Annotated in this window: 21 protein-coding genes; 12 read left to right on the forward strand and 9 right to left on the reverse strand. The window is 62.6% G+C overall.

Features of this window, described 5'->3' with window-relative positions:
- The first annotated feature begins 35 nt into the window (after positions 1-35).
- The 9 genes from gspG to BFQ01_RS12105 are packed head-to-tail and all read left to right on the forward strand — an operon-like array spanning position 36 to position 7991.
- Entirely contained in the window at positions 36-467 is a 432-nt protein-coding gene (gene gspG / locus BFQ01_RS12065) for a type II secretion system major pseudopilin GspG (RefSeq protein WP_065925447.1), read from the forward strand.
- Between the two features lies 1 nt (position 468).
- A complete protein-coding gene (locus BFQ01_RS12070; RefSeq protein ID WP_065925448.1) occupies positions 469-933 on the forward strand; it encodes a lytic transglycosylase domain-containing protein in 465 nt (154 codons plus the stop codon).
- Positions 930-2114 carry a type II secretion system F family protein gene (locus tag BFQ01_RS12075; protein ID WP_065925449.1) on the forward strand — a complete coding sequence of 395 codons (1185 nt, stop codon included), beginning with the start codon at positions 930-932 and terminating at the stop codon, positions 2112-2114. The genes BFQ01_RS12070 and BFQ01_RS12075 overlap by 4 nt, the downstream gene beginning before the upstream one ends.
- 4 nt (positions 2115-2118) lie before the next feature.
- Positions 2119-3756, forward strand: coding sequence for a GspE/PulE family protein (locus tag BFQ01_RS12080; protein ID WP_065925450.1), 1638 nt, complete (start codon positions 2119-2121; stop codon positions 3754-3756).
- Positions 3737-4462 carry a hypothetical protein gene (locus tag BFQ01_RS12085; RefSeq protein ID WP_256097732.1) on the forward strand — a complete coding sequence of 242 codons (726 nt, stop codon included), beginning with the start codon at positions 3737-3739 and terminating at the stop codon, positions 4460-4462. The genes BFQ01_RS12080 and BFQ01_RS12085 overlap by 20 nt, the downstream gene beginning before the upstream one ends.
- Positions 4459-5016, forward strand: coding sequence for a hypothetical protein (locus tag BFQ01_RS12090; RefSeq protein ID WP_065925452.1), 558 nt, complete (start codon positions 4459-4461; stop codon positions 5014-5016). The genes BFQ01_RS12085 and BFQ01_RS12090 overlap by 4 nt, the downstream gene beginning before the upstream one ends.
- Before the next feature lie 6 nt (positions 5017-5022).
- A complete protein-coding gene (locus BFQ01_RS12095; RefSeq protein WP_027605995.1) occupies positions 5023-5559 on the forward strand; it encodes a hypothetical protein in 537 nt (178 codons plus the stop codon).
- Positions 5556-6047 (forward strand): hypothetical protein, encoded by a 492-nt coding sequence (locus tag BFQ01_RS12100; protein WP_065925453.1) that lies wholly within the window; start codon positions 5556-5558, stop codon positions 6045-6047. Before BFQ01_RS12095 ends, BFQ01_RS12100 begins: the two co-directional genes overlap by 4 nt.
- An 18-nt stretch (positions 6048-6065) precedes the next feature.
- Entirely contained in the window at positions 6066-7991 is a 1926-nt protein-coding gene (locus tag BFQ01_RS12105; RefSeq protein ID WP_065925454.1) for a secretin N-terminal domain-containing protein, read from the forward strand.
- Between the two features lie 118 nt (positions 7992-8109).
- Here BFQ01_RS12105 and BFQ01_RS12110 read toward each other — a convergent pair whose 3' ends face one another.
- The 6 genes from BFQ01_RS12110 to BFQ01_RS12135 form a co-directional block, all read right to left on the reverse strand.
- Positions 8110-8880 carry an electron transfer flavoprotein subunit beta gene (locus BFQ01_RS12110; RefSeq protein ID WP_065925455.1) on the reverse strand — a complete coding sequence of 257 codons (771 nt, stop codon included), beginning with the start codon at positions 8878-8880 and terminating at the stop codon, positions 8110-8112.
- 10 nt (positions 8881-8890) lie between these two features.
- A complete protein-coding gene (locus tag BFQ01_RS12115; protein WP_065925456.1) occupies positions 8891-10111 on the reverse strand; it encodes an electron transfer flavoprotein subunit alpha in 1221 nt (406 codons plus the stop codon).
- Positions 10111-12054, reverse strand: a complete 1944-nt coding sequence (dgcB, locus tag BFQ01_RS12120; RefSeq protein WP_065925457.1) for a dimethylglycine demethylation protein DgcB — start codon at positions 12052-12054, stop codon at positions 10111-10113. Before dgcB ends, BFQ01_RS12115 begins: the two co-directional genes overlap by 1 nt.
- A 156-nt stretch (positions 12055-12210) precedes the next feature.
- Entirely contained in the window at positions 12211-14271 is a 2061-nt protein-coding gene (gene dgcA / locus BFQ01_RS12125) for a dimethylglycine demethylation protein DgcA (protein ID WP_065925458.1), read from the reverse strand.
- 15 nt (positions 14272-14286) lie between these two features.
- Positions 14287-14817 carry a DUF5943 domain-containing protein gene (locus tag BFQ01_RS12130; RefSeq protein WP_065925459.1) on the reverse strand — a complete coding sequence of 177 codons (531 nt, stop codon included), beginning with the start codon at positions 14815-14817 and terminating at the stop codon, positions 14287-14289.
- Between the two features lie 52 nt (positions 14818-14869).
- A complete protein-coding gene (locus tag BFQ01_RS12135) occupies positions 14870-15847 on the reverse strand; it encodes a dipeptidase (protein ID WP_010207105.1) in 978 nt (325 codons plus the stop codon).
- A 221-nt stretch (positions 15848-16068) separates the two neighbouring features.
- Between BFQ01_RS12135 and BFQ01_RS12140 the strand changes: the two genes are divergently transcribed.
- Both BFQ01_RS12140 and BFQ01_RS12145 read left to right on the forward strand, forming a co-directional pair.
- Entirely contained in the window at positions 16069-16470 is a 402-nt protein-coding gene (locus BFQ01_RS12140) for a lysozyme inhibitor LprI family protein (RefSeq protein ID WP_027606004.1), read from the forward strand.
- 41 nt (positions 16471-16511) lie between these two features.
- Complete coding sequence (locus BFQ01_RS12145) at positions 16512-16928, forward strand: DUF3010 family protein (protein ID WP_065925460.1); 417 nt, start codon at positions 16512-16514, stop codon at positions 16926-16928.
- Between the two features lie 6 nt (positions 16929-16934).
- Here BFQ01_RS12145 and BFQ01_RS12150 read toward each other — a convergent pair whose 3' ends face one another.
- The 3 genes from BFQ01_RS12150 to BFQ01_RS12160 all read right to left on the reverse strand — a co-directional run bounded on the left by BFQ01_RS12150 (position 16935) and on the right by BFQ01_RS12160 (position 19782).
- The gene (locus BFQ01_RS12150; RefSeq protein ID WP_065925461.1) at positions 16935-17363 is read right to left on the reverse strand and encodes a hypothetical protein; all 429 of its coding nucleotides are present in this window, start codon (positions 17361-17363) and stop codon (positions 16935-16937) included.
- A gap of 230 nt (positions 17364-17593) precedes the next feature.
- Positions 17594-18769, reverse strand: a complete 1176-nt coding sequence (locus BFQ01_RS12155; RefSeq protein WP_065925462.1) for an AAA family ATPase — start codon at positions 18767-18769, stop codon at positions 17594-17596.
- Between the two features lie 68 nt (positions 18770-18837).
- On the reverse strand, positions 18838-19782 hold the full coding sequence (locus BFQ01_RS12160) for a GlxA family transcriptional regulator (protein ID WP_027606007.1): 945 nt from the start codon (positions 19780-19782) through the stop codon (positions 18838-18840).
- Positions 19783-19975: 193 nt separating this feature from the next.
- Here BFQ01_RS12160 and BFQ01_RS12165 point away from each other — a divergent pair, with 193 nt between their 5' ends.
- Positions 19976-20920: a choline ABC transporter substrate-binding protein gene (locus BFQ01_RS12165; protein WP_027606008.1), complete on the forward strand. Its 945-nt coding sequence runs from the start codon at positions 19976-19978 to the stop codon at positions 20918-20920.
- Positions 20921-20947 lie beyond the last annotated feature (27 nt).

Genomic DNA, 20947 nt, shown 5'->3' on the forward strand with positions numbered 1-20947 from the left:
CCGCCGTACCTTGGCACTCCCAACAGGGTATTTCCATGCGTATTCACTCATTTATCCACAGCCCCCAGCGTGCCTTCACCTTGCTGGAGCTGCTGGTCGTCCTGCTGATCATCGCCCTGCTCGCCGGCTACGTCGGCCCGAAGATGTTCGACCGCCTGGAACTGGCCAAGGTACAAACCGCCCAGGGCCAGATGAAAGCCCTTGCCGATGCCTTGAACCAGTACCGCCTGGACAACGGCAACTACCCCGACGAAACCCTGGGCCTCGACACCCTCACCGCCCGGCCCGCCACCGCCAGCCATTGGCAGGGCCCCTATGTGAAGACGCTGCCGCCAGACCCTTGGGGCAACCCGTATCTCTACAAGAACCCCGGCACACCGCCCAACGATGCAGAAATCATCTGCCTGGGTCGTGACGGCAAGGCCGGCGGTGTGAACACCTACGCCGACATCGTGTACGGCCTGTGACATGCCCATTTTGCGGCTGGCCCTCACATTGCTGTGCCTTACGGGCACGGCACAGGCCAACTGCTGGCAACTGGCAGCCAGCCGTTACCACGTCGACCCGCTGTTGCTGTACGCCATCGCCAAGGTCGAATCCGGCCTCAACCCCACCGCACGCAACCTCAACAGCGATGGCAGCCAGGACATCGGCCTGATGCAAATCAACAGCCGCCACTTGCCCGCACTGGCCCGGTTCGGCATCACCGAGCAGCACTTGATCACCCAGCCCTGCACCAGCGTCATGGTGGGCGCGTGGATTCTTGCCGGGTTTATCCGCGAGCAGGGTTATGGCTGGCAGGCCGTGGGCGCCTATAACGCCGGGGCCAAGCCGGACCGGGAAGCACGGCGCTCACGCTACGCCCTGGCGGTGTGGCGTTACTACGCGTTGTTGTTGCAACAGCGCCAACAACGGGCGGGGCAAATGCCATGACCGACTTTGACGTGCGCATCATCCGTGACGGCCATGTGCAGACCCTGCGCCTGCAAGCCGTTGACGTCGCCCAGGCGCGCCAGCAACTGCAGGCCGACGGCGCCCAGGTCATCTCGCTGAAAGCCCGCCGCCCACTCAAATTGCCCAGCCGTCGCAGTACGTTCGCCCTGGGCCTGTTTATCCAGGAGCTGGTAGTCCTGCTCGATGCCGGCCTGGTGCTGGTGGAAGCGGTGGAAACCCTGCGCGACAAGGCGCCCGCCGGCATCAACCGGCAGGTCATGAGCGATCTGCTCGCCTCGATGTATGAGGGCAACTCGCTGTCCAGGGCAATGCAGCTCAAGCCGCAGACCTTTGCGCCGCTGTTGATTGCCACGGTGGCGTCCTCGGAACACAGCGGCCAATTGGCCGTGGCCCTGCGCCGCTACCATCATTTTGAAGCCCACCTGGCAACCGTGAAGAAGCGCGTCAGCGGCGCCCTGATGTACCCCTTGGTGGTACTCAGCGTCGGCGCGTTGATCCTGCTGTTCCTGCTGTTCTTCGTGATCCCGCGCTTTGCCTCGGTGTTCGACGCCGTGGCCGATCTGCCGGCCACCGCACGCTTTATGGTGTGGTGGGGCGCACTGGTAGACGCGCGTGGCATGGAGTTGCTGCTTGGCCTGGTGCTGGCGATTGCCGCGCTGGTGCTGTTGTTGCGCAGCGCCGGGTTCAAGCGCCGCATCGCCCAGCTGTTCTGGAAGATCCCCAGCCTGGGCGCCCAACGCACGCTGTTTATCCTCGCGCGCTTTTATCGCACCGCCGGCATGTTGCTGATGGGCGGCATGCCGGTGGTCACCGCGGTGGAGCTGTCCGGTGCGCTGCTGCCCGTGGAACGCCAGGCGGACCTGCGCCAGGCCATGACCGACATCCAGGCCGGCCAGCCACTGTCCACTGCCCTCGCCCGCCATCGATTGACCACCGCCGTCGCCGAACGCCTGCTACGCGTGGGTGAACAAAGCGGTGAGCTGGCGGCGATGTGCGAGCGCATCGCGCAGTTCCACGATGAAGCGCTGGAGCGTGCCATCGAGCTGTTCAGCAAAGTCTTCGAGCCGTTGTTGATGCTGGTGGTGGGCGGGCTGATCGGCCTGATCGTATTCATGTTGTACATGCCGATTTTCGAACTGGCAGGCTCCATCCAGGGGTAGTGCGATGAGCGAACAGACACGGCAATGGCAGGCCCTTGCAGAGCAACGCGGGCTGAGCTTGTCCAATTACCTGCTGGAGGTGCTGGAGAAAGCGCCCGACCAATTAAGCACCATCGCCCAGCCCCTGGGCCTGCTTGCCATCGCCCCGGAAAACCTCAGTGAACACTGGCGCTTCGATCTGCTGGCACTGCCCCAGGCGCTGATCCATAACGTGCTGCCGGTGGATAACCACGGGCAGCCGTGCCTGGTACTGGGAGACCCTTTCACCCTGGCCAGCCGGCACTGGCTGCAATCCTCGAAAACCTTGCGTCAACTGCCCCTGGCCATGAGCCTGCCCGGCGCGGTCAAGGCCCAGTTGAGCCTGGCCGAAGCCAGCCAACGGTTGATGCAACCTTTCGGTGAGGACGACGAGAATGCCCGCGTCAGCCAGGCCGCCCAGGAAATTTCCCTGAGCAGCATCGCCCGCGACGACAACCCGGTGGTGCGCCTGGTCAACTCCATGCTGTTCGATGCCCTGCAAAGCCGCGCCAGCGATGTGCATGTGGAAACCACGCCCCAGGGCCTGGTGATCAAGTACCGCATCGACGGTGTGTTGCAGCAGATGGGCCAGGCCAGCGGCCTGGACATGGCCGAGCAGGCACTGTCGCGGATCAAGGTGTTGTCGGAGCTGGATATCGGCGAGCGGCGGGTGCCCCAGGACGGGCGTTTCAAGATGAAGATCCAGGGTCGCGAAGTGGACTTTCGCGTGTCGATCATGCCCAGCATCCACGGTGAAGATGCGGTGCTGCGGATTCTCGACAAGTCCCAGCGCGGTGAGTCCCTGAGCCTGGAAACCCTGGGGTTGAACGCCGAGACCATCGCGCGCATCCGTGTATTGGCCGGCGAACCCTATGGCATGTTGCTGGTGACCGGCCCCACCGGCAGCGGCAAATCCACCACGCTGTATGCCGCCCTGTCGGAGACCAATACCGGCGAGAAAAAGATCATCACCATCGAAGACCCGGTGGAATACGAACTGCCCGGGGTCCTGCAAATCCCGGTGAACGACAAGAAGGGCCTGACCTTCGCCCGTGGCCTGCGCTCGATCCTGCGCCACGACCCGGACACCATCCTGGTGGGGGAAATACGCGACGGTGAAACGGCCGGCATTGCAGTGCAAGCGGCGTTGACCGGGCACCTGGTGCTGTCGTCGGTGCACGCCAACAGCGCGTTCAGTGTGCTGGAGCGCTTTACCTACATGGACGTGGACCCGGCCAGCTTTGTCGAAGCCCTTAACGGCGTGGTCGCCCAGCGCCTGGTGCGGCGCATCTGCCCGGATTGCGGTACGGATGCCGACCCCGACCCCGAGATCACCCACCTCGCCCAACTCGCCGAGGCTCAACTCCAACAGGGTCACTACCGCGTGGGCAAAGGCTGCGAGGCCTGCCGTCACACCGGCTATCGCGGCCGACTCGCCCTGGCCGAAGTGCTGACACTGACCGACAGCATCAAGGAGGGCCTGCTCAACCGCAGTTCGGCCGCCACCCTGCGCGAACTGGCCCGTGAAGCCGGCCACGTGTTTATCCGCGACATCGCCCTGGCCCACGCCGCCCAGGGCGACACCACGCTCAAGGAGATCCACCGTGTCATTTCCCTTTATTGAGCATGTGGTGTGGCTGCACAGCGACGGCGCCGAATGGGCCGCACGACCGCGCTGGCGCGGTGCGGCAGTATGGCGTGCGCAACAGACTGGCGAGCCATTGGCCGCCTGTGCCGAACTGCTGGAACAGGCGCCGCGCGGCCGCGTCGGGTTTCTGGACCGGGCCACGGTGCTGCTGGGCTTCCCCCATGTGCACTACCTGATGCTGGCGTGGCAAACCGGCGTGTACAGCCAGGCCGACTGGCAAGGCTTGGCCGAAGTGACCTTCAACCAACAGGCCGGCATCGCCCCCGGACAGTGGCAAGTGCAAGTCGCCAACAGCACCTTTGGAGATGAACGCCTGGCGGTCGCGACGCCACGGAATTTGCTGCAAGACCTGCGGGAGTTGTTCAAGCGACAGCACCTGCCGCTGGTGACATGCACGCCATTGTTGACGGCCGTGGCCCAACGGTACTGGCAGCAATTGCCTGACGATTGCGTGCTGGCGGTACCTGAGGCGCGAGGTCTCAGTTGCCTTTACCGGCAACAGGGTGTGGCTCAACAAGTCTGCGTGCTGCAAACCCCACCCGGCAGCCACTTGAGCGACAACCTGTTCACCGCCGACCTGCTGGCGCAACGGCACGCGGCGGCCACATGGGTCGTCGCCAATCACCCCACTGAACATTGGCTGGGGCCACTGCATCCCTGGCTCGGAGAGCCGCTGGCATGATCGCTCAGCTGAAATCACAACTCGCCGGTGCCTGGCGACAGCGGCAGGCGCCGGGCATCGACTTCCTGCACCCCAATGCCGTCTATCGGCCGCTGGTGAGTGTGTTGTGGCTGGTCGCCGCCGGGCTTGTCTTCGTGACCTGGCAACACTGGCAGCGCATGGAGCATCAGCAACAACAGACCGACGCACTGGAGCAGCGCTTTATCGAATTGACACGTCGCCAGGAGCAATTGATCCAGGCCGCCATTCGCTTGTCACCCCAGCAGAAACAACAACTGGCCGCCTTTTCCCGACAGCAGGACACGCCCTTCGCGCTGATGGACGCCGTGGCCCGGGCCTGGTCCGCGGAAGTCGCGCTGACGCGCGTGGAGGTCGACACCCAGGCCCGACTGATTCACTTGGAGTTGGAAGCCAAGGTGCTGGGCGATGCCTTTCGCTTTGTCGAACGGCTCAAGGCCCAGCCAGGTGTACACGTGAACCTGCAACAAAGCGCACGCAAGGCCAATGACCCGCAACACCCGGTGCAGGTCAAACTTGCGGTTGGTGCAGGGTAGTCGCCCATGGACGCACTGACCCGCCACCTCCCGCGCGTGCGCTGGCACCTGATGCAATGGCAGCAGCGCCTGGGCTTTTGGGGGCTGCTGGCGTTGGGGCTGATGGCGGCAACGTTGCTGATCGAAGTCACAGTGATACATCCGGCAGGCATTGCCGACAGCCTGCGGCGCCAGGAACTGGAGGCCGGTATCGCCGAGCAGCCCCAGGATGTGCAGGTGACCGAACCGGCCGTGGTCGAACGCCTGCCCAGTGCACAGGACTTCGCCCCACGCCTGGAAAAGCTGCTGGACGTCCTCACCCGGCGCGGCTTTATCATCGAACAGACCACCCTGGCCTACTCCGCGCCCGGCGACACCGGGCTGCAACGGCTGGACGTGGACATTCCCCTCGTCGGCCCCTACGCCTTGCTGCGCGATGCCCTGGTCGACGTCGCCAATGAGCCGGCCGTGCGCATCGAACGCCTGGCCCTGGAGCGCAAGGAAATCACCAGCGGCATGTTGAACATCAGCCTCAAGGTGAGTGTGCTGGGGGTGGTGGAATGACGCTGCCGCTGTATCTGCGCGTGCTGTTGCTGCTGACCTTGATCGGCTGCGGCTGGCTGTTCTGGCAGGACACTGCGGACAACCCCGCACCCTCGCCGGTGCCAGTGATCGCCCGCCCTGTACAGGTGCCCTCGGCACCGGTTGCCGCACCTGCACCGGCGGTGGCCGAAGCCATCGACCTGTTCCCTGCCCAGACCTGGACACCTGCACCGCCGTCCATACCGGTCGACACCTCAACGCCCAAGCCACCGCCCCTGCCCTTCACCGTGAGCGCGCAATGGCGCTACGAAAACCAGGCGAAAATCGTCGTACTCAGCGGCAATGGCAGCCAGTACACCCTGTGCAACCGTTGCTCGGTACCCGGGCGCATCGTGCCCGGCAGGATGCTCGATGCGCACTACCGGCTGGACAAACTCACCGACACCGCCGTGGTGCTGACCTACATGCCCCTCAAGCATGTCAGCACCTTGCGGCTGGACACTCACTGACCGGCGCAGGACACGATCATGGCCATACGCACGTGGATACCCTTGAGCCTGGCCGTGGCCCTGCTCAGCGCCTGCCAGACCCAGCGGGCGATCAAGGAGAGCGACGAGTTGCGCCAGAAGGGCGACATCATCCGTTCGGTCGAAGTGCTGCAAGCCGAAGCCAGACAGGCCCCCGACGATGTGCAACTGCGCACCGCCAACTTCAGCAAGCTGGAATTGCTGGTGGCCCAATACAGCCGCGAAGCCAGCACCGCGCTGATGCGTGGCGACGATGCCGCTGCCATCCGCGCCCTGGAAACCATCCTCAAATACGACCCCAGCAACCTCGGCGCGCGCCAGGAAATCCAGAGCATCCAGGCGATGAAACAACTGCGCCCGCAACTGGCCCAGGCCTACGAAATGAAGCGCTCCAACCCGGTGGAAGCCCTCAACCTGGTGCGCCGGATCATCGCGCAAAAGCCCAACTACCGAGAGGCCCTGGACTTTCGCAATGCCCTGACCCGTGAACTGGTGAGCGCCGATTACCTCAGCGCCGACCTCTCCGAGGCCATGCGCAAACCCTTGAGCCTGGAGTTCAGCGCCCAAAGCCTGACCACGATTTTCGAGACCATTGCGCGCCTGTCGGGGGTCAACTTCGTCATCGACAAGGACGTCAATCCCAGTGCCTCGGCGAGCATGACCGCGAGCCGAACCACCGCCGAAGACGCGCTGAACCTGCTGCTGACCACCCAGGGACTGGACAAGAAGGTCCTCAACGCCAACACCCTCCTGGTTTACCCCCGCCGCCCGGACAAGGAACGGGAATATCGCGAGTTGGCCGTGCGTACCTTCTACCTCAGCCATGGCGACCCCAAGGTCATCGCCGCCGAGATCAAACAGGTGCTCAAGCCCAAAGAGGTGCTGGTGGACGAACGCCTGAACGCGGTGATCGTGCGCGATGGCCTGGATACCCTGAGCGCCGTGGAAAAACTGGTGGAAGCCATTGATATCGCACAATCGGAAGTGACCATCGACATCCAGGTGCTGGAGGTCAGCCTGACCGACGAGTTGAACCTGGGCATCCAGTACCCGGAGAGCATCGGCCTGTCCGTGGGCAACCTGGCCAACGTGCCTGCCGGGCTGGCGGGTATCCCACTCAGCGCATTGCGCGGGATCAACGGCGACAACATCCTGCTCGACGCGGGCAGTACCTCGGCGCGCATCAATATGCTGCAACGCAGCGGCAACACCGTGACCCTGGCCAACCCCAGGGTGCGGGTGCGCAACCGCGAAGAAGCCCAGGTGAACATCGGCGACAAGATCCCCGTGGTGACCACCACCACCGCCAACCAGATCACCACCTCGTCGGTGTCCTACCAGGACGTGGGACTGCAGATCACGGTCAAGCCGAACATCAGCCTGAGCGATGAGGTGAACCTGGAGCTGAACGTGGAAATGAGCCATATCACCAAGCGTATTCCCGGCTCGGAAAACGTACCGGCCACCTTCGAACTCGGCTCACGGGCCACCAAGACCCTGCTGACCGCGCGCAACAATGAAACCCAGATCGTCTCGGGGCTGATCCGCACGGCGGACGTCGACGAGGGCTCGGGGCTGCCATGGTTGAGCCAGATCCCGTGGATCGGCAAGAAGTTGTTCGGCACCAACCAGAATACCCAGCAGAAAACCGAGATCATCCTGCTGCTGACCCCGAGGATCGAACGCAACCTGGACCTGCCGATTGCCCAGATCAGCACCTTCCACAGCGGCACCGAGGCGCGCAGTTCGACCCAGGGCATGATCCTGCGCGACACCACCGACAAAATGATCCTCAAGCCGATTGGCGGCGACCCCACGCCGGCGCTGCCACCGCCGATGCAACAGCCGGATGCCACCTGGCAACCCCTGCCGCCACTGCTGCCGGATCTGGTGCCCAAGCCTGCGCCCGAACCTGCGCCCCAATGAAGATCCAATGTGGGAGGGGGCTTGCCCCCGATTGCAATGTGTCAGTCTCAGTATCCTTGACTGGTCCACCGCTATCGGGGCAAGCCCCCTCCCACATTTGTTTTGCAGTGTTGGTGGGTTAGCGCACGACGCCTTCTTCTATGAGCAACTTGAGGATTGCCTGGGCACCTTCCTCGGCGCTCACACCCTTGAGCACCTGCCCACCGCCACCACTGGCCTTGGCGGTGGCGGCTTTCATGCGGTCGGCGCCGCTCTTGGCCTTGATCACCTTGAGGCGCTTGGGCCGGGGCTTGGCCGGTTGCAGCACGGCGCCTGTGAATAACGCGTCCTGCTCGACTTCCACTTCGTGGGCCGCCAATTCACCGCGTTGTGCCGGACCGTAGGCGCTTTGCCGAGGTTTTGGCGCGGCGTTATCCACCGTCGCCAGAAACGGCAGGCGCACCTTCAAGCGCCTGCGCTGCCCACGGGGCAAGGCTTGCAGCACATGGGCCACACCGCCGTCGATAGACTCCACCTCGGCCAGCCCGACAATCAGCGGCCAGCCCAATTGCTCGGCCAACAGGAACGGCAACATGCCCGAGCCTTCACCGGTTTCGGCCTGGCTGCCGGCAAGCACCACCTGGGCACCGGCGTCGCGCAGGTACTCGCTGAGCACCGGCAACGCATCGCTGCCCTCCGGTTGTTCCAGCACGTGCAACTGTGGCAGGCCCATGCCCAGGTAGCTGCGCAGGGTCGGTTCGGCGATGTTGCCGGCGTGCAGCACCTGCAACTTATCCCCAGCCATCTGCAGACCCAGTTCGACGGCGCGCGCATCCTGTTCGGCGCGGCGTGGCCGGCCGGAGGTGGGGTGGGCGCCGATGGACACCAGGCTGATTACATTCGTGGTCATGGTCATGTCCTCAAGCCGCATCGCGCTTGGCGCCGTTGCGGTAGGCCTCGACCGCAGCGATCAAGGCTTGCAGAATCGCGGCGCTTTCGCCGATCACCGACAGGTCGGCACGCTTGATCATGTCGCAGCCCGGGTCGAGGTTGATCGCCACCACCTTGTCGCAGGCGCCAATGCCTTGCAGGTGCTGGATCGCCCCGGAAATCCCCACGGCCACATACACCCGCGCCGTCACCCAGGTACCGCTGGCGCCGACCTGGCGATCACGGGCCATGAATCCATCGTCCACCGCCACCCGCGAGGCGCCTTCGGTGGCCCCCAAAGCCGCGGCGGTCTGGTGGAACAGCGCCCAGTCCTTCACGCCGTTGCCGCCGGAGAAAATAAACTCGGCCTCGGCCATGGGAATCGCCGCCGGGTCCACCGCCACCGCGCCAAGATCCTCGATACGCGGCAGGCTGCGTGCCAGGCCTGTGGATAACTCCACAGGCAGCACTTCATGGCGTGTGTCGCTGACCGGATCGGCACATTCGGCGGCAGCCAGAATCAGGCGTGGCAGCGGCCGCGCCAAGTCTTCCCGGCCCGCACCGGCGCGACCAATGCACTCGTCGCCCTTGATCTGCCAGACGCGAGTGGCCGGGCGTTCCTTGAGGCTGGCGGCAAAACGCCGACCCAACTCGCCGCCACCACTGCGGCTGTCGGGCAACAACCAGTGGCGCGGGTTGAACTGGTTATCCACAGCGCGCAAACCCTGCACGCGTTGCTCCGGTGAATAACCGTCGAATTCGTGGCCGTCGAGCACCAGCAGGCGATCGACACCGGCCGTGGCAAACGCGCTTTCCTTGTGTTCGCCAAACACCACTGCCAGCACCGCGCCGTCGTTGCCGGCGAGTTGCCGCGCCAGGCCGAGCAGGTCGCGGTCGTGGCTGCTCAAGCGGCCACCAACCATGTCCGGCACTACGTTGATGTAGAACGCAGGCGCAGGCACCTGATGCAGCGGCAACTGCACTTCAATCGCCGCCGTACGCTTGGCCGCACCGCCCTGCTGGGCACCGCTGCGGTCGATGCGCTTGATGCCGTTGGGGCCGATAAAACCGACGCCATGCACGTTCTTGCGGAGGATGCCGTTAGGCCCCATCCAGCTGTGTTGCACCGGCTGCATCGCCGCATGCAGCGGGTGCAGACGGTTACGGGCGATCCATTCGGCCCGTGGGTCGCGGCGGATAATGTCGCTCATCAGTGCACCTCCGCAGGTTCACGCTTGTTGGGAGCTTTGGCCGGTGCGACGTCTTCCAGCAAAGCATCGGCCACCAGCTCGGCGATGTCCTTGATCAACGGTCGCGGTTCAACCACACCTTCGAGCATCGCCGTGCACTGCGGGCACCCCACCGCCACCAGTTCGGCACCGGTCTCGCGGATGTCTTCCATGCGCATATCGGGGATACGTTGCTTGCCGGGAATATCGGTGATCGGCGCGCCGCCGCCACCGCCGCAGCAGCGCGAGCGGAAACCCGAGCGTTGCATCTCCTTGACCTCGATGCCCAGCGCCCGCAGCACTTGGCGCGGCGCCTCGTATTCGCCGTTGTAGCGGCCCAGGTAGCACGGGTCGTGGTAGGTCACGCTGTTGCCTTTGTGCTGGCCCAGGTTCAGCGCGCCCTCGCCGATCAGCTCGGCCATAAAGGTGCTGTGGTGCTGTACGCGGTAGTTGCCGTTGAAGGCGCCGTACTCGTTTTTCAGCACATGGAAGCTGTGGGGGTCGCAGGTGACGATGCGCTTGAAGCTGTACTTGGCCAGCGTCTGGATATTGCGCGTGGCGAGCATCTGGAAGGTCGCTTCATCGCCCAGGCGCCGCGCGACGTCGCCGCTGTCGCGCTCTTCCAGGCCGAGCACGGCGAAGTCGACCTTGGCCGCTTTCAGTACTTTGACGAATGCGCGCAGGGTGCGCTGGTTGCGCATGTCGAAGGCGCCGTCGCCGACCCAGAACAGCACGTCAACGCTGCCTTTGTCGCTGAGCAACGGCAGGTTCAAATCCGCCGCCCAGTTGAGGCGACCGCCCGGTGCGAAACCGCCGGGGTTGTCGGTGGCGATCAGGTTTTCCAGGACTTCGGCGCCCTTGTTCGGCGTGGCGCCTTTTTCCAGGGTGAGGTGGCGGCGCATGTCGACGATGGCGTCCACGTGCTCGATCATCATCGGGCACTCTTCCACACAGGCACGGCAGGTGGTGCACGACCACAGGGTCTCGGCGTCCACCAGGCCGTTGACGATCGGCTGGTGCGGGTTGCCGCTGTGTTCGCCAATGGCTTTACCCGGATAAGGGCTGCCGGCGAACTTGGCATCGGTGCCGCCGGCCAGGCCGACCACCATATCCTGGATGAGTTTTTTCGGGTTCAGCGGCTGGCCGGCAGCGAAAGCCGGGCACGCTGCTTCGCACTTGCCGCACTGCACGCAGGCGTCGAAGCCGAGCAGTTGGTTCCAGGTGAAATCCTTGGGTTTTTCCACGCCCAGGGGCGCGCTTTTGTCGCTCAGGTCCAGGGGTTTCAAACCCGTGGAACGACCACCGCCAAAGCGTTCGGCGCGACGGTGCCAGGCCAGGTGCAGGGCACCGGCGAAGGCGTGCTTCATCGGGCCGCCCCAGGTCATGCCGAAGAACATTTCGGACACGCCCCACAGCACCCCCACGCTCAACAGCGCGGCCAGCAGCCAGCCGCCGAAGTCGGCGGGCAGGATCCCCGCCACTGGCAGCGTCACCAGGAAGAAACTCACCGAGAACGCCATCAGGCTTTTCGGCAGGCGCATCCACGGGCCTTTCGACAGGCGCGACGGCGGATTGCGCCGCCGCAGGTAAACGAAGGTGGCGCCGACAAACATCAACACCGACGCCAGCAGCAAGGCGTAGCCGAGGATACGGTTATGCAGGCCGAAGCCGTGCACCAGGATCGCCAGCAGCGCCGACAGCACAAAGCCCAGGGCAGTGGCGACGTGGGTGTTGGCGATGTATTTGTCGCGGGCGACCACGTGGTGCAGGTCGACCATGTAGCGCTTGGGCATGGCCAGCAGGCCGCCCAGCAGGTCGACCTTGGAGGCTCGCCCGCGGCGCCACATGTTCACCCGGCGCAGGGCGCCGAGGACGGCAAGGCCCAGGGCGGTAAATAAGAGAATAGGCAGCAAGGTGTTCAACATGGTGAAGCTCCCACAGACCGCACAGGTCTACTGTGAAACTGGCCCGAATGTGGGAGGGGGCTTGCTCCCGATGGCGGACTGTCAGTTGGTACAGTTGTCGCTGAACCACCGCTATCGGGAGCAAGCCCCCTCCCACATTTGACCGCGTTCACCTCATCAAAAGTCTTTGCACAGGCGCAGGGCGTCATAGATGGCGGCATGGGTATTTCGCTGCGCCACACAGTCACCGATACGGAACAGCAAGTACCCCTCGCCCGCCTCGCTCAAGCACGGCTGCGGCTTGATCGCGAACAGGGCTTCGACGTCGATCTGGCCCTTGTTGCGCGAACCTTCCTTGAGCCCGTAGTAGATCGCTTCGTCCGGACGCACGCCGTTCTCGACCACCACCTGGTCCACTACCCGCTCTTCTTTGGCGCCGGTGTATTCGTTCTCCAGCACCGCCACCAGCTTGTCGCCTTCGCGGTAGACCTTTTCCAGCATCATGTCGCCGGTCATGATCACTTCTTTGGGGTACATGCTGCGGTAGTAGGTGGGGAACGACGTACCGCCAATCGCCACGCCCGGCTTGATGTCGTCGGTGACGATTTCCACCTGGCAGCCTTTGTCGGCCAGGAAGTCCGCCACCGACATGCCGGTGAATTCGCAAATGGTGTCGTACACCAGCACGTTCTTGCCCGGTGCGACCTTGCCGTCGAGCACGTCCCAGCTGCTCACCACCAGGCCTTCGGCAGCGCCCCAGTGTTCGTTCTGTTCGATAAACGGATGCCCGCCGACCGCCAGCACCACCACGTCCGGACGCAGGTCCAGGATGGTCTCGGCATCGGCGGCCACGCCCAGGCGCAGGTCGACTTTCAAGCGTGCCAGCTCCAGCTGGAACCAGCGGGTGATACCGGCGATCTGGTCGCGTTGCGGCGCCTTGGAGGCGGTGGTGATTTGCCCGCCGATAAATTCTTTCTTCTCGAACAGGGTCACGTCGTGGCCACGTTCGGCGGCCACCCGCGCGGCTTCCATCCCGGCAGGGCCGGCACCGACCACCACCACCTTGCGTTTCGGCCCGGTGGACTTCTCGATGATATGCGGCACGCCCATGTACTCACGGGACGTCGCGGCGTTCTGGATGCACAGCACATCCAGGCCCTGGTACTGGCGGTCGATGCAATAGTTGGCGCCGACGCACTGTTTGATCTGGTCGATCTGGCCCATCTTGATCTTGGCAATCAAGTGCGGGTCGGCGATGTGCGCACGGGTCATGCCCACCATGTCCACATAGCCGCCTTCGAGGATGCGCGTGGCCTGGTTCGGGTCCTTGATGTTCTGTGCGTGCAGCACCGGAACCTTGACCACTTCCTTGATACCGGCCGCCAGGTGCAGGAACGGCTCCGGCGGATAGCTCATGTTGGGGATCACGTTGGCCAGGGTGTTGTGGGTGTCGCAACCCGAGCCGACGACGCCGATGAAATCGAGCATGCCGGTGTCGTCGTAGTACTTGGCGATCTGCTTCATGTCTTCGTGGGATAGGCCGTCCGGGTGGAACTCGTCACCGCACAGGCGCATGCCCACGCAGAAGTCGTCACCGACTTCGGCACGCACGGCTTTCAACACTTCCAGGCCGAATTTCATGCGGCCTTCGAAGGTGCCGCCCCACTCGTCGGTACGCTTGTTGACCCGTGGGCTCCAGAACTGGTCGATCATGTGCTGGTGCACGGCGGACAGTTCCACACCGTCCAGGCCACCAGCCTTGGCGCGCTTGGCGGCGCTGGCATAGTTGCCGATCACGCGCCAGATTTCTTCCGGCTCGATGGTCTTGCAGGTGGCACGGTGCACCGGCTCACGCACGCCGGACGGCGACATCAGGGTCGGCCAGTTAAAGCCATCCCAACGCGAGCGACGGCCCATGTGGGTAATCTGGATCATGATCTTGGCGCCATGCTTGTGCATGGCATCCGCCAGGTTCTGGAAGTGCGGGATGATGCGGTCGGTGGACAGGTTCACCGAGCTCCACCATTCCTGGGGGCTGTCGATGGCGACCACCGAGGAACCGCCGCAGATCGCCAGGCCGATACCGCCCTTGGCTTTTTCTTCGTAGTACTTCACATAGCGGTCGGTGGTCATGCCGCCGTCGGTGGCATACACCTCGGCGTGGGCGGTACTGAGCACGCGGTTGCGAATGGTCAGTTTGCCGATCTGGATCGGCTGGAACATTGCTTCGAAAGCCATGGCACGGTCCTCGGCTTACAACGGCTTGACGGTGAACAAACCATCATCGTGGCCCTCTTCGGAGCCTCCGTAGATTTGTTCGGCCACAGTGCGAATCTTGCTGCCACGCGCCTGAAGAATCTGGTCCATGGCACCGGCAAACCAGCCGGTGAACATGTAGTCGACTTTGCGCCCGACCTTGCCGTACACATAGACGAATGCCGAGTGTTCGAGCTTGACGCTGGCGGTGCCTTTATCCAGATCGATGTCCTGGATCTTGAACAGGCCCCAGCCGCGTTGCGACAAGCGCTTCATGTAGTGCTCGAACACCGCGACGCCTTCCAGGCCGTGGCATTCGGCTTCTTTTTCACACCAGTGCCAGGCGGACTTGTAGCCGGCCTTGTAGAGGATTTCGGCATAGGCGTCGGCGCCCAGCACCTCTTCGATGCCCATGTGGTTGTTGACGAAGAAATGGCGCGGCACGTACAGCATCGGCAGGGCGTCGGACGTCCAGACACCGGTTTCGCTGTCGACTTCAATAGGCAATTGCGGGGCGATCTTGGCCATGGAAACTTAACTCCAGAAAAATTCGTTGTGATGTTGCCCGTGGGTGCTTGGCTTATTCGCCCCAAACGTCCTTCAAGACGTTGACCCAGTTCTCGCCCATGATCTTGCGCACCACACGCTCGGGATGGCCGCGCTTGAGCAGGGTCTCTGTCAGGTTGGGAAACTCGCCGACGGTGCGGATGCCCAGCGGGTTGATGATCTTGCCGAAGCTGGTCAGGCGGCGGGCGTAGCCCTTGTCATGGGTCAGCATTTCAAAGAAATCCTGGCCATGGCCCTGGGTGAAGTCGGTGCCGATGCCGATGGCGTCTTCGCCGACGATATTCATGGTGTATTCGATGGCTTCGGCGTAGTCGTCGATGGTCGAATCGATGCCCTTGGCCAGGAACGGCGCGAACATGGTCACGCCGACAAAGCCGCCGTGGTCAGCGATGAACTTCAGTTCTTCATCGGACTTGTTGCGCGGGTGCTCTTTAAGGCCGGACGGCAGGCAGTGGGAGTAGCACACCGGCTTTTTCGATTCGAGGATGACTTCTTCGCTGGTCTTGGAGCCGACGTGGGACAGGTCGCACATGATGCCGACGCGGTTCATCTCGGCGACGATCTCGCGCCCGAAGCCCGACAGGCCGCCGTCGCGCTCGTAGCAACCGGTGCCGACCAGGTTCTGGGTGTTGTAGCACATCTGCACCACACCGACGCCGAGCTGCTTGAAGATCTCTACATAACCGAGCTGGTCTTCAAACGCGTGGGCGTTCTGGAAGCCGAAGATGATGCCGGTCTTGCCCTGTTCCTTGGCCTTGCGGATGTCGGCGGTGGTTTTCACCGGGATCACCAGGTCGCTGTTCTCGCGGATCAGGGTCTGGCTGGCGACGATGTTGTTGATCGTGGCCTGGAACCCTTCCCACACCGACACGGTGCAATTCGCGGCGGTGAGGCCACCTTTGCGCATGTCCTCGAACAGGTCGCGGTTCCACTTGGCAATGATCAGCCCGTCGATAACGATGCTGTCGGCGTGCAATTCGGCTGGGCTCATCAGGCGTCCCCTTATTTTGGCGATTCATGCGCCGAATCGTCTGCCGGCGCTTTGGGGCCAGCATATGCCCAGGGGCCGACCGAGCCGGGTGCAAAAACGACAGGGGAATTGCCGAAAGCGTCAATCCACGACAAAGGCTGTTATGAGTGGTCTGACTGGCGGCTGTTATTTGTCTTACGCTTGAGCCAGAATTCCCGCATCACCTGATATGAGACGGCGCAATGAAATCGATTTTCCTGGCTTTGGCACTCATCGCAACCGGCGTCCACGCGGCCGAAGACACCGACAGCACGCCGTGCGATGGCATCGAAAACGACAAGCAAACCCTGGAATGCGCCACCTACAACAAAACCACTGCCGAGCAATTGCTCAAGGATAATTATCAAGGCCTGCTGGAACGCATGCATTCCACCTATGGCAGCGACAAGACCAAACTTGCCGACATTACCGCTCGTCTGAAGGATGCCCAGCAGAAGTGGGAAAAACTGCGTGACGCCGATTGCGCGGTGGACACCTTTCCAGCGGTGACTGGCACCAAGGCCTATGCGATTGCACAGAATGACTGCCTGGCGCGGATGAGTGATGAGCGGTCGGAGTTTTTGGAGTCGATTGGGCAGGAATAAGCGACAATCGCCGCCACTTTCTCTTTGAACCAAGGCCATTCATGACTATCTGCGGCATCGAAATCAAAGGCAGCGAAGCCATCATCGCCCTCGCCTCCCTGGACAACCAGACGCTGAGCCATGTCGCCCTGGCCATCAAGAAAATCGCCCTTGATGACGACGAGGAAGCCGTTAACGTCAAAGCCTTCGCCGCCCAGGTGAGGGCGTTCGTGCAGGAAAACGCCATCCAGCGCATCGCCATCAAGAAACGCAGCAAGAAAGGTGAATTCGCCGGGGGCCCGACAACCTTCAAGATCGAAGGGGTGTTTCAGTTGCTGGAGGGGGTTGAGGTGACGCTGCTGTCGCCGCAGACCATCAATGCGCAGAACAAGAAGCACAACTTTGATCTGCCGGCGACGCTGAACAAGTATCAGCATGAAGCTTATAAGGCTGCCTGTTCGAGCCTGATGAAGAAGTAACGCACGTTAACTTCTGACGCAGTGTTCGACCCCGTGGCCGCCGCCTTCGTATTCAGGTCCGTAATAATATTTGACGAAGGACACTTTGCCTTCCGGCGTTGGAACAAGTTGCGCAATACCGACGCCGTAGTCTTTCAAGGCGGGATCGGTATGGGCGAAATAAACCGCCAGCGTATCTGCGGTGGCAGCGGCAAACCCGTCATAACGGGATTTATCTTCCAGGGTCAGGGTGAACGTGTAGGCACCGTACTTGCCGGTACTTTGGCTGGTGTTGATTTTCATATCGACAACACCGGTGAAGTCACCAATATGACGGTCCTTGCCAGTACACTCATAACGCCCGCTGTAATCGGTCCCGGTGAAGGGCGCCGGGGTTTTGGCTGCCCAGGCGGGAGCGGACGCGAACGCGATGACGGCAACAATTCTTTTGAGCATACGGGACCTCTTATCGATCAAGTAATGGGGATACAAGTGCGGATGCCGAGCTGATCAAGTACAAGCGTTCTTATTTATATACGGCCCAACTAGCAGCTTAATCAGCGGCCACTGGACGGTAACAGCGCACTTGCGCAAGACATAGCCAGCAACATAGAAAAAGATATTTCCCACATCGACTACCCCACACATTTCCCTGCCACGCGCCATCTGCAGTACGGCTGAGGAAATCACTGGCGTGCCTTGCGCACCTTGAGCCAATCCCCGAACGACTTGTCTTCCAGGGCATAACCACCGCGGCCCGACTTCCACACCAACTCCTTGTCGCGCAAGGCATCGATGCAGGCCTGGACGGTCTGGGTGCCCGGCACCACGTCACTGCCCATGGCTTCCAGCGCCTTGCTGACAGCCGTGAGGGTGCTGTCGGTGAAGGGCGCGAAGGGTTCGTTGTTCTGGGAACGCTCCACCATCACCTCCAGCACGGCGCGCTGCGGGATGGTCAGGGCGTTCCAGGCGCTTTCGAACTCGGTCCATACACCCGCGCGCAGCAGTTCGGCGCGACTGTGCAGCAATTGGCCCAGATTGCTCGCCTCGCCCAGCTCCAACGCGACTTCACCGATGATCGTGCGCAACATCTCGGGACGCCGACCTACCAGCTCAAACGCCTCATCAATATCAGCCGCGCTGAACTGGTTGGTCTCGGCCAGGTGCGCGTTGAGGTGCACGGTGTAGGCTTGGGTGAACTCTTTACCCAGCAGCGGAAACGGCGTGATGCTGGAACCGAAGAACGGCTGGCTTTTACCCAATACCAAATGGGCGAGTTTGTCGCGATTGGAGCCGGTAAACACCAGGCGCAAGCCGCTGCCCTCTTCGTCACGGCCCTGGTTGAGCTGATCCCGGGCAGCCTTTAGCGCGAACATCGCATTGATACCCGACTCGGTGGTCAAGGCGTGCTGCGCTTCGTCAATCACCAGCACAACGGGTTTTTCTGCAGCACTGTGGAGCAATTCCAGGGCTTGGGTCAGCGTCGCACCGACAGGCAATTGTGGCTTGGTAAAGTCCCAGGAGAGCGTCCGCAGAAAGCTCAGTTTCTCGATGCCAATATTCTTGGCCAGTTTGCGGATGCCCTTTTCATAGGGAACCAGGGCAGCCGCAATAGCACTGGCAATCAACTCCGCAGGATCTTTCTCCTTGTCAGCCCAGAGATCCACATACACCGCCAGCCAGCCCCGGAGCTGACATTCCGGAATCAGGTCTTCGCGCAGGAAAGTGCTTTTGCCGGTGCGACGGGGCGCCGCGAGAAACAGGCCAGAGGTGAAATCCTGAATACCGGCGCCCACCAGGCCATCGGCAATACTGCTTGCCAGGGCGGGGCGACGGAACACGAAGCCGCTGTGTTTGGACATGGATTTATACTCAATTATGAAAACAACTATAAATTATAGTGATGAGTATAATTCACTATAATTGCCCGTCAAACCACCTCCCGTCGCCGATCCTCCCTCGGACACTTGGCAAACCTCGCCCGATAACTCCGGGTGAAATACGACGGCGACTCGAACCCGCAGGCAATGCTCACCTCCAGCACGCTCATATCGCTCTGGCGCAGCAGCTGCCGGGCTTTTTCCAGGCGCAGGCCAAGGTAGAAGTTGCTCGGGGTATCGTTCAAATGCAGGCGAAACAGACGCTCCAACTGGCGCCGGGTAACTTTGATCGCGTCGGCCAACGCCAAGGTGCTCAGGGGCGGTTCGGTGTGCTGCTCCATCTCGCCGATCACTTGCACCAGCTTTTTGTTGTTGATGCCGTAGCGCGTGGCGATCTGCATGCGCTGGTGGTCCTTGCGCGGGCGGATGCGGCCGAGTACGAACTGTTCGGAGACCTGGATCGCCAGGTCGGCGCCGTGGGCCTGGGCGATCAGGTCGAGCATCAGGTCGATGGAGGCGGTGCCGCCGGCGCAGGTGATGCGGCGACGGTCGATTTCGAACAGTTCCTGGGTCACGCTCAGGTGCGGGTACGACTCCTTGAAGGCATCGATGGCTTCCCAGTGCAGGGTCAGGCGATGACCGTCGAGCAGGCCGGCTTCGGCGAGCACGCAGGCGCCGGTGTCGATGGCGCCGAGGGTCACGCCGTCATGGTCCAGACGGCGCAGCCAGTGCTCCAGCGCCGGCGTGGCGAACTGCAGCGGTTCGAAGCCGGCCACCACCAACAGCGTCGCGCCCTTTTTCAGCGGTTCCAGCGCGGCGTCGGCATTGACCGACATGCCATTGCTCGCCAGCACCGCGCCGCCATCGGCGCTCAGCACATGCCAGCGGTACAACTCGCCACGAAAGCGGTTGGCCACGCGCAAAGGTTCCAGTGCAGAAATAAAACCGATGGCCGAGAACCCCGGCATCAGCAGAAAGTAGAAATCCTGGGACATGGTGGCGCTCTCGTAGGACGGCCAGCGTGGCACTGTGATACTCCCGTTCTCGGGTGGATTCAAGGGGGCAGGTCGCTGCAGTGCAAGAGCTGGTCGCCGCCGTGCGTTTTGTCGCCTCCAAAGCTACGTAACTTGGCCTCACGGCGCACAAAGACGCCGGCCCCCACAATAACGACCTGCCGAGGGATCCACCATGAACCGACTGATTCGCCGCTGCGTGCTTGCACTCAGCGCCAGCGCCATCTTGAGCACGAACGTATGGGCTGCCGACGCGGCATCCTGCCAGAACGTGCGCATGGGCGTGGTGAACTGGACCGACGTCATCGCCACCAGTGCCATGACCCAAGTGTTGCTCGACGGCCTCGGCTACAAGACCAAACAAACCAGCGCCTCCCAGCAAATCATCTTCGCCGGTATCCGTGACCAGCGCCTGGATCTGTTCCTCGGCTACTGGAACCCGCTGATGACCCAGACCATCACGCCGTTCGTCGACGCCAAGCAAATCAAAGTCCTCGACAAACCCAGCCTGGAAGACGCCCGCGCGACCCTCGCGGTGCCGACTTACCTGGCGGACAAAGGCCTGAAGACCTTTGCCGACATCGCCAAATTCGAGAAGGAGCTGGGCGGCAAGATCTACGGCATCGAGCCGGGTTCGGGGGCCAACACCCAGATCAAGGCGATGATCGCCAAGAACCAGTTCGGCCTGGGCAAATTCCAACTGGTGGAATCCAGCGAGGCCGGCATGCTTGCCGCCGTGGACCGTGCGGTACGCCGCAAGGAAGCCGTGGTGTTCTTCGGCTGGGCGCCGCACCCGATGAACGTCAATATCGCGATGACCTACCTCACCGGCAGCGATGACGCCCTGGGCCCGAACGAAGGCATGGCCAGCGTGTGGACGGTCACCGCGCCGACCTACGCCGAACAGTGCCCCAACGTGCACAAGCTGCTGACCAACCTGACCTTCACCGCCGCCGACGAGAGCCGGATGATGCAGCCGTTGCTGGATCACAAGGACGCCCTCGAGTCCGCCAGGCAGTGGCTCAAGGATCATCCCCAGGACCAGGCGCGCTGGCTGGAAGGCGTGACCACCTTCGATGGCAAACCGGCTGCAGCCAACCTGCAACTCACCAGCAAATAACCTGACTTGAACCACCGTGTCGCAGCC

It is taken from the genome of Pseudomonas sp. 8 R 14 (assembly GCF_900005955.1).
GTDB lineage: Bacteria > Pseudomonadota > Gammaproteobacteria > Pseudomonadales > Pseudomonadaceae > Aquipseudomonas > Aquipseudomonas marginalis.

Coding starts and splice junctions, on each gene's coding strand:
- gspG (WP_065925447.1), top strand. CDS start 36: ATGCGTATTCACTCATTTATCCACAGCCCCCAGCGTGCCTTCACCTTG.
- BFQ01_RS12070 (WP_065925448.1), top strand. CDS start 469: ATGCCCATTTTGCGGCTGGCCCTCACATTGCTGTGCCTTACGGGCACG.
- BFQ01_RS12075 (WP_065925449.1), top strand. CDS start 930: ATGACCGACTTTGACGTGCGCATCATCCGTGACGGCCATGTGCAGACC.
- BFQ01_RS12080 (WP_065925450.1), top strand. CDS start 2,119: ATGAGCGAACAGACACGGCAATGGCAGGCCCTTGCAGAGCAACGCGGG.
- BFQ01_RS12090 (WP_065925452.1), top strand. CDS start 4,459: ATGATCGCTCAGCTGAAATCACAACTCGCCGGTGCCTGGCGACAGCGG.
- BFQ01_RS12095 (WP_027605995.1), top strand. CDS start 5,023: ATGGACGCACTGACCCGCCACCTCCCGCGCGTGCGCTGGCACCTGATG.
- BFQ01_RS12100 (WP_065925453.1), top strand. CDS start 5,556: ATGACGCTGCCGCTGTATCTGCGCGTGCTGTTGCTGCTGACCTTGATC.
- BFQ01_RS12105 (WP_065925454.1), top strand. CDS start 6,066: ATGGCCATACGCACGTGGATACCCTTGAGCCTGGCCGTGGCCCTGCTC.
- BFQ01_RS12110 (WP_065925455.1), bottom strand. CDS start 8,880: ATGACCACGAATGTAATCAGCCTGGTGTCCATCGGCGCCCACCCCACC.
- BFQ01_RS12115 (WP_065925456.1), bottom strand. CDS start 10,111: ATGAGCGACATTATCCGCCGCGACCCACGGGCCGAATGGATCGCCCGT.
- dgcB (WP_065925457.1), bottom strand. CDS start 12,054: ATGTTGAACACCTTGCTGCCTATTCTCTTATTTACCGCCCTGGGCCTT.
- dgcA (WP_065925458.1), bottom strand. CDS start 14,271: ATGGCTTTCGAAGCAATGTTCCAGCCGATCCAGATCGGCAAACTGACC.
- BFQ01_RS12130 (WP_065925459.1), bottom strand. CDS start 14,817: ATGGCCAAGATCGCCCCGCAATTGCCTATTGAAGTCGACAGCGAAACC.
- BFQ01_RS12135 (WP_010207105.1), bottom strand. CDS start 15,847: ATGAGCCCAGCCGAATTGCACGCCGACAGCATCGTTATCGACGGGCTG.
- BFQ01_RS12140 (WP_027606004.1), top strand. CDS start 16,069: ATGAAATCGATTTTCCTGGCTTTGGCACTCATCGCAACCGGCGTCCAC.
- BFQ01_RS12145 (WP_065925460.1), top strand. CDS start 16,512: ATGACTATCTGCGGCATCGAAATCAAAGGCAGCGAAGCCATCATCGCC.
- BFQ01_RS12150 (WP_065925461.1), bottom strand. CDS start 17,363: ATGCTCAAAAGAATTGTTGCCGTCATCGCGTTCGCGTCCGCTCCCGCC.
- BFQ01_RS12155 (WP_065925462.1), bottom strand. CDS start 18,769: ATGTCCAAACACAGCGGCTTCGTGTTCCGTCGCCCCGCCCTGGCAAGC.
- BFQ01_RS12160 (WP_027606007.1), bottom strand. CDS start 19,782: ATGTCCCAGGATTTCTACTTTCTGCTGATGCCGGGGTTCTCGGCCATC.
- BFQ01_RS12165 (WP_027606008.1), top strand. CDS start 19,976: ATGAACCGACTGATTCGCCGCTGCGTGCTTGCACTCAGCGCCAGCGCC.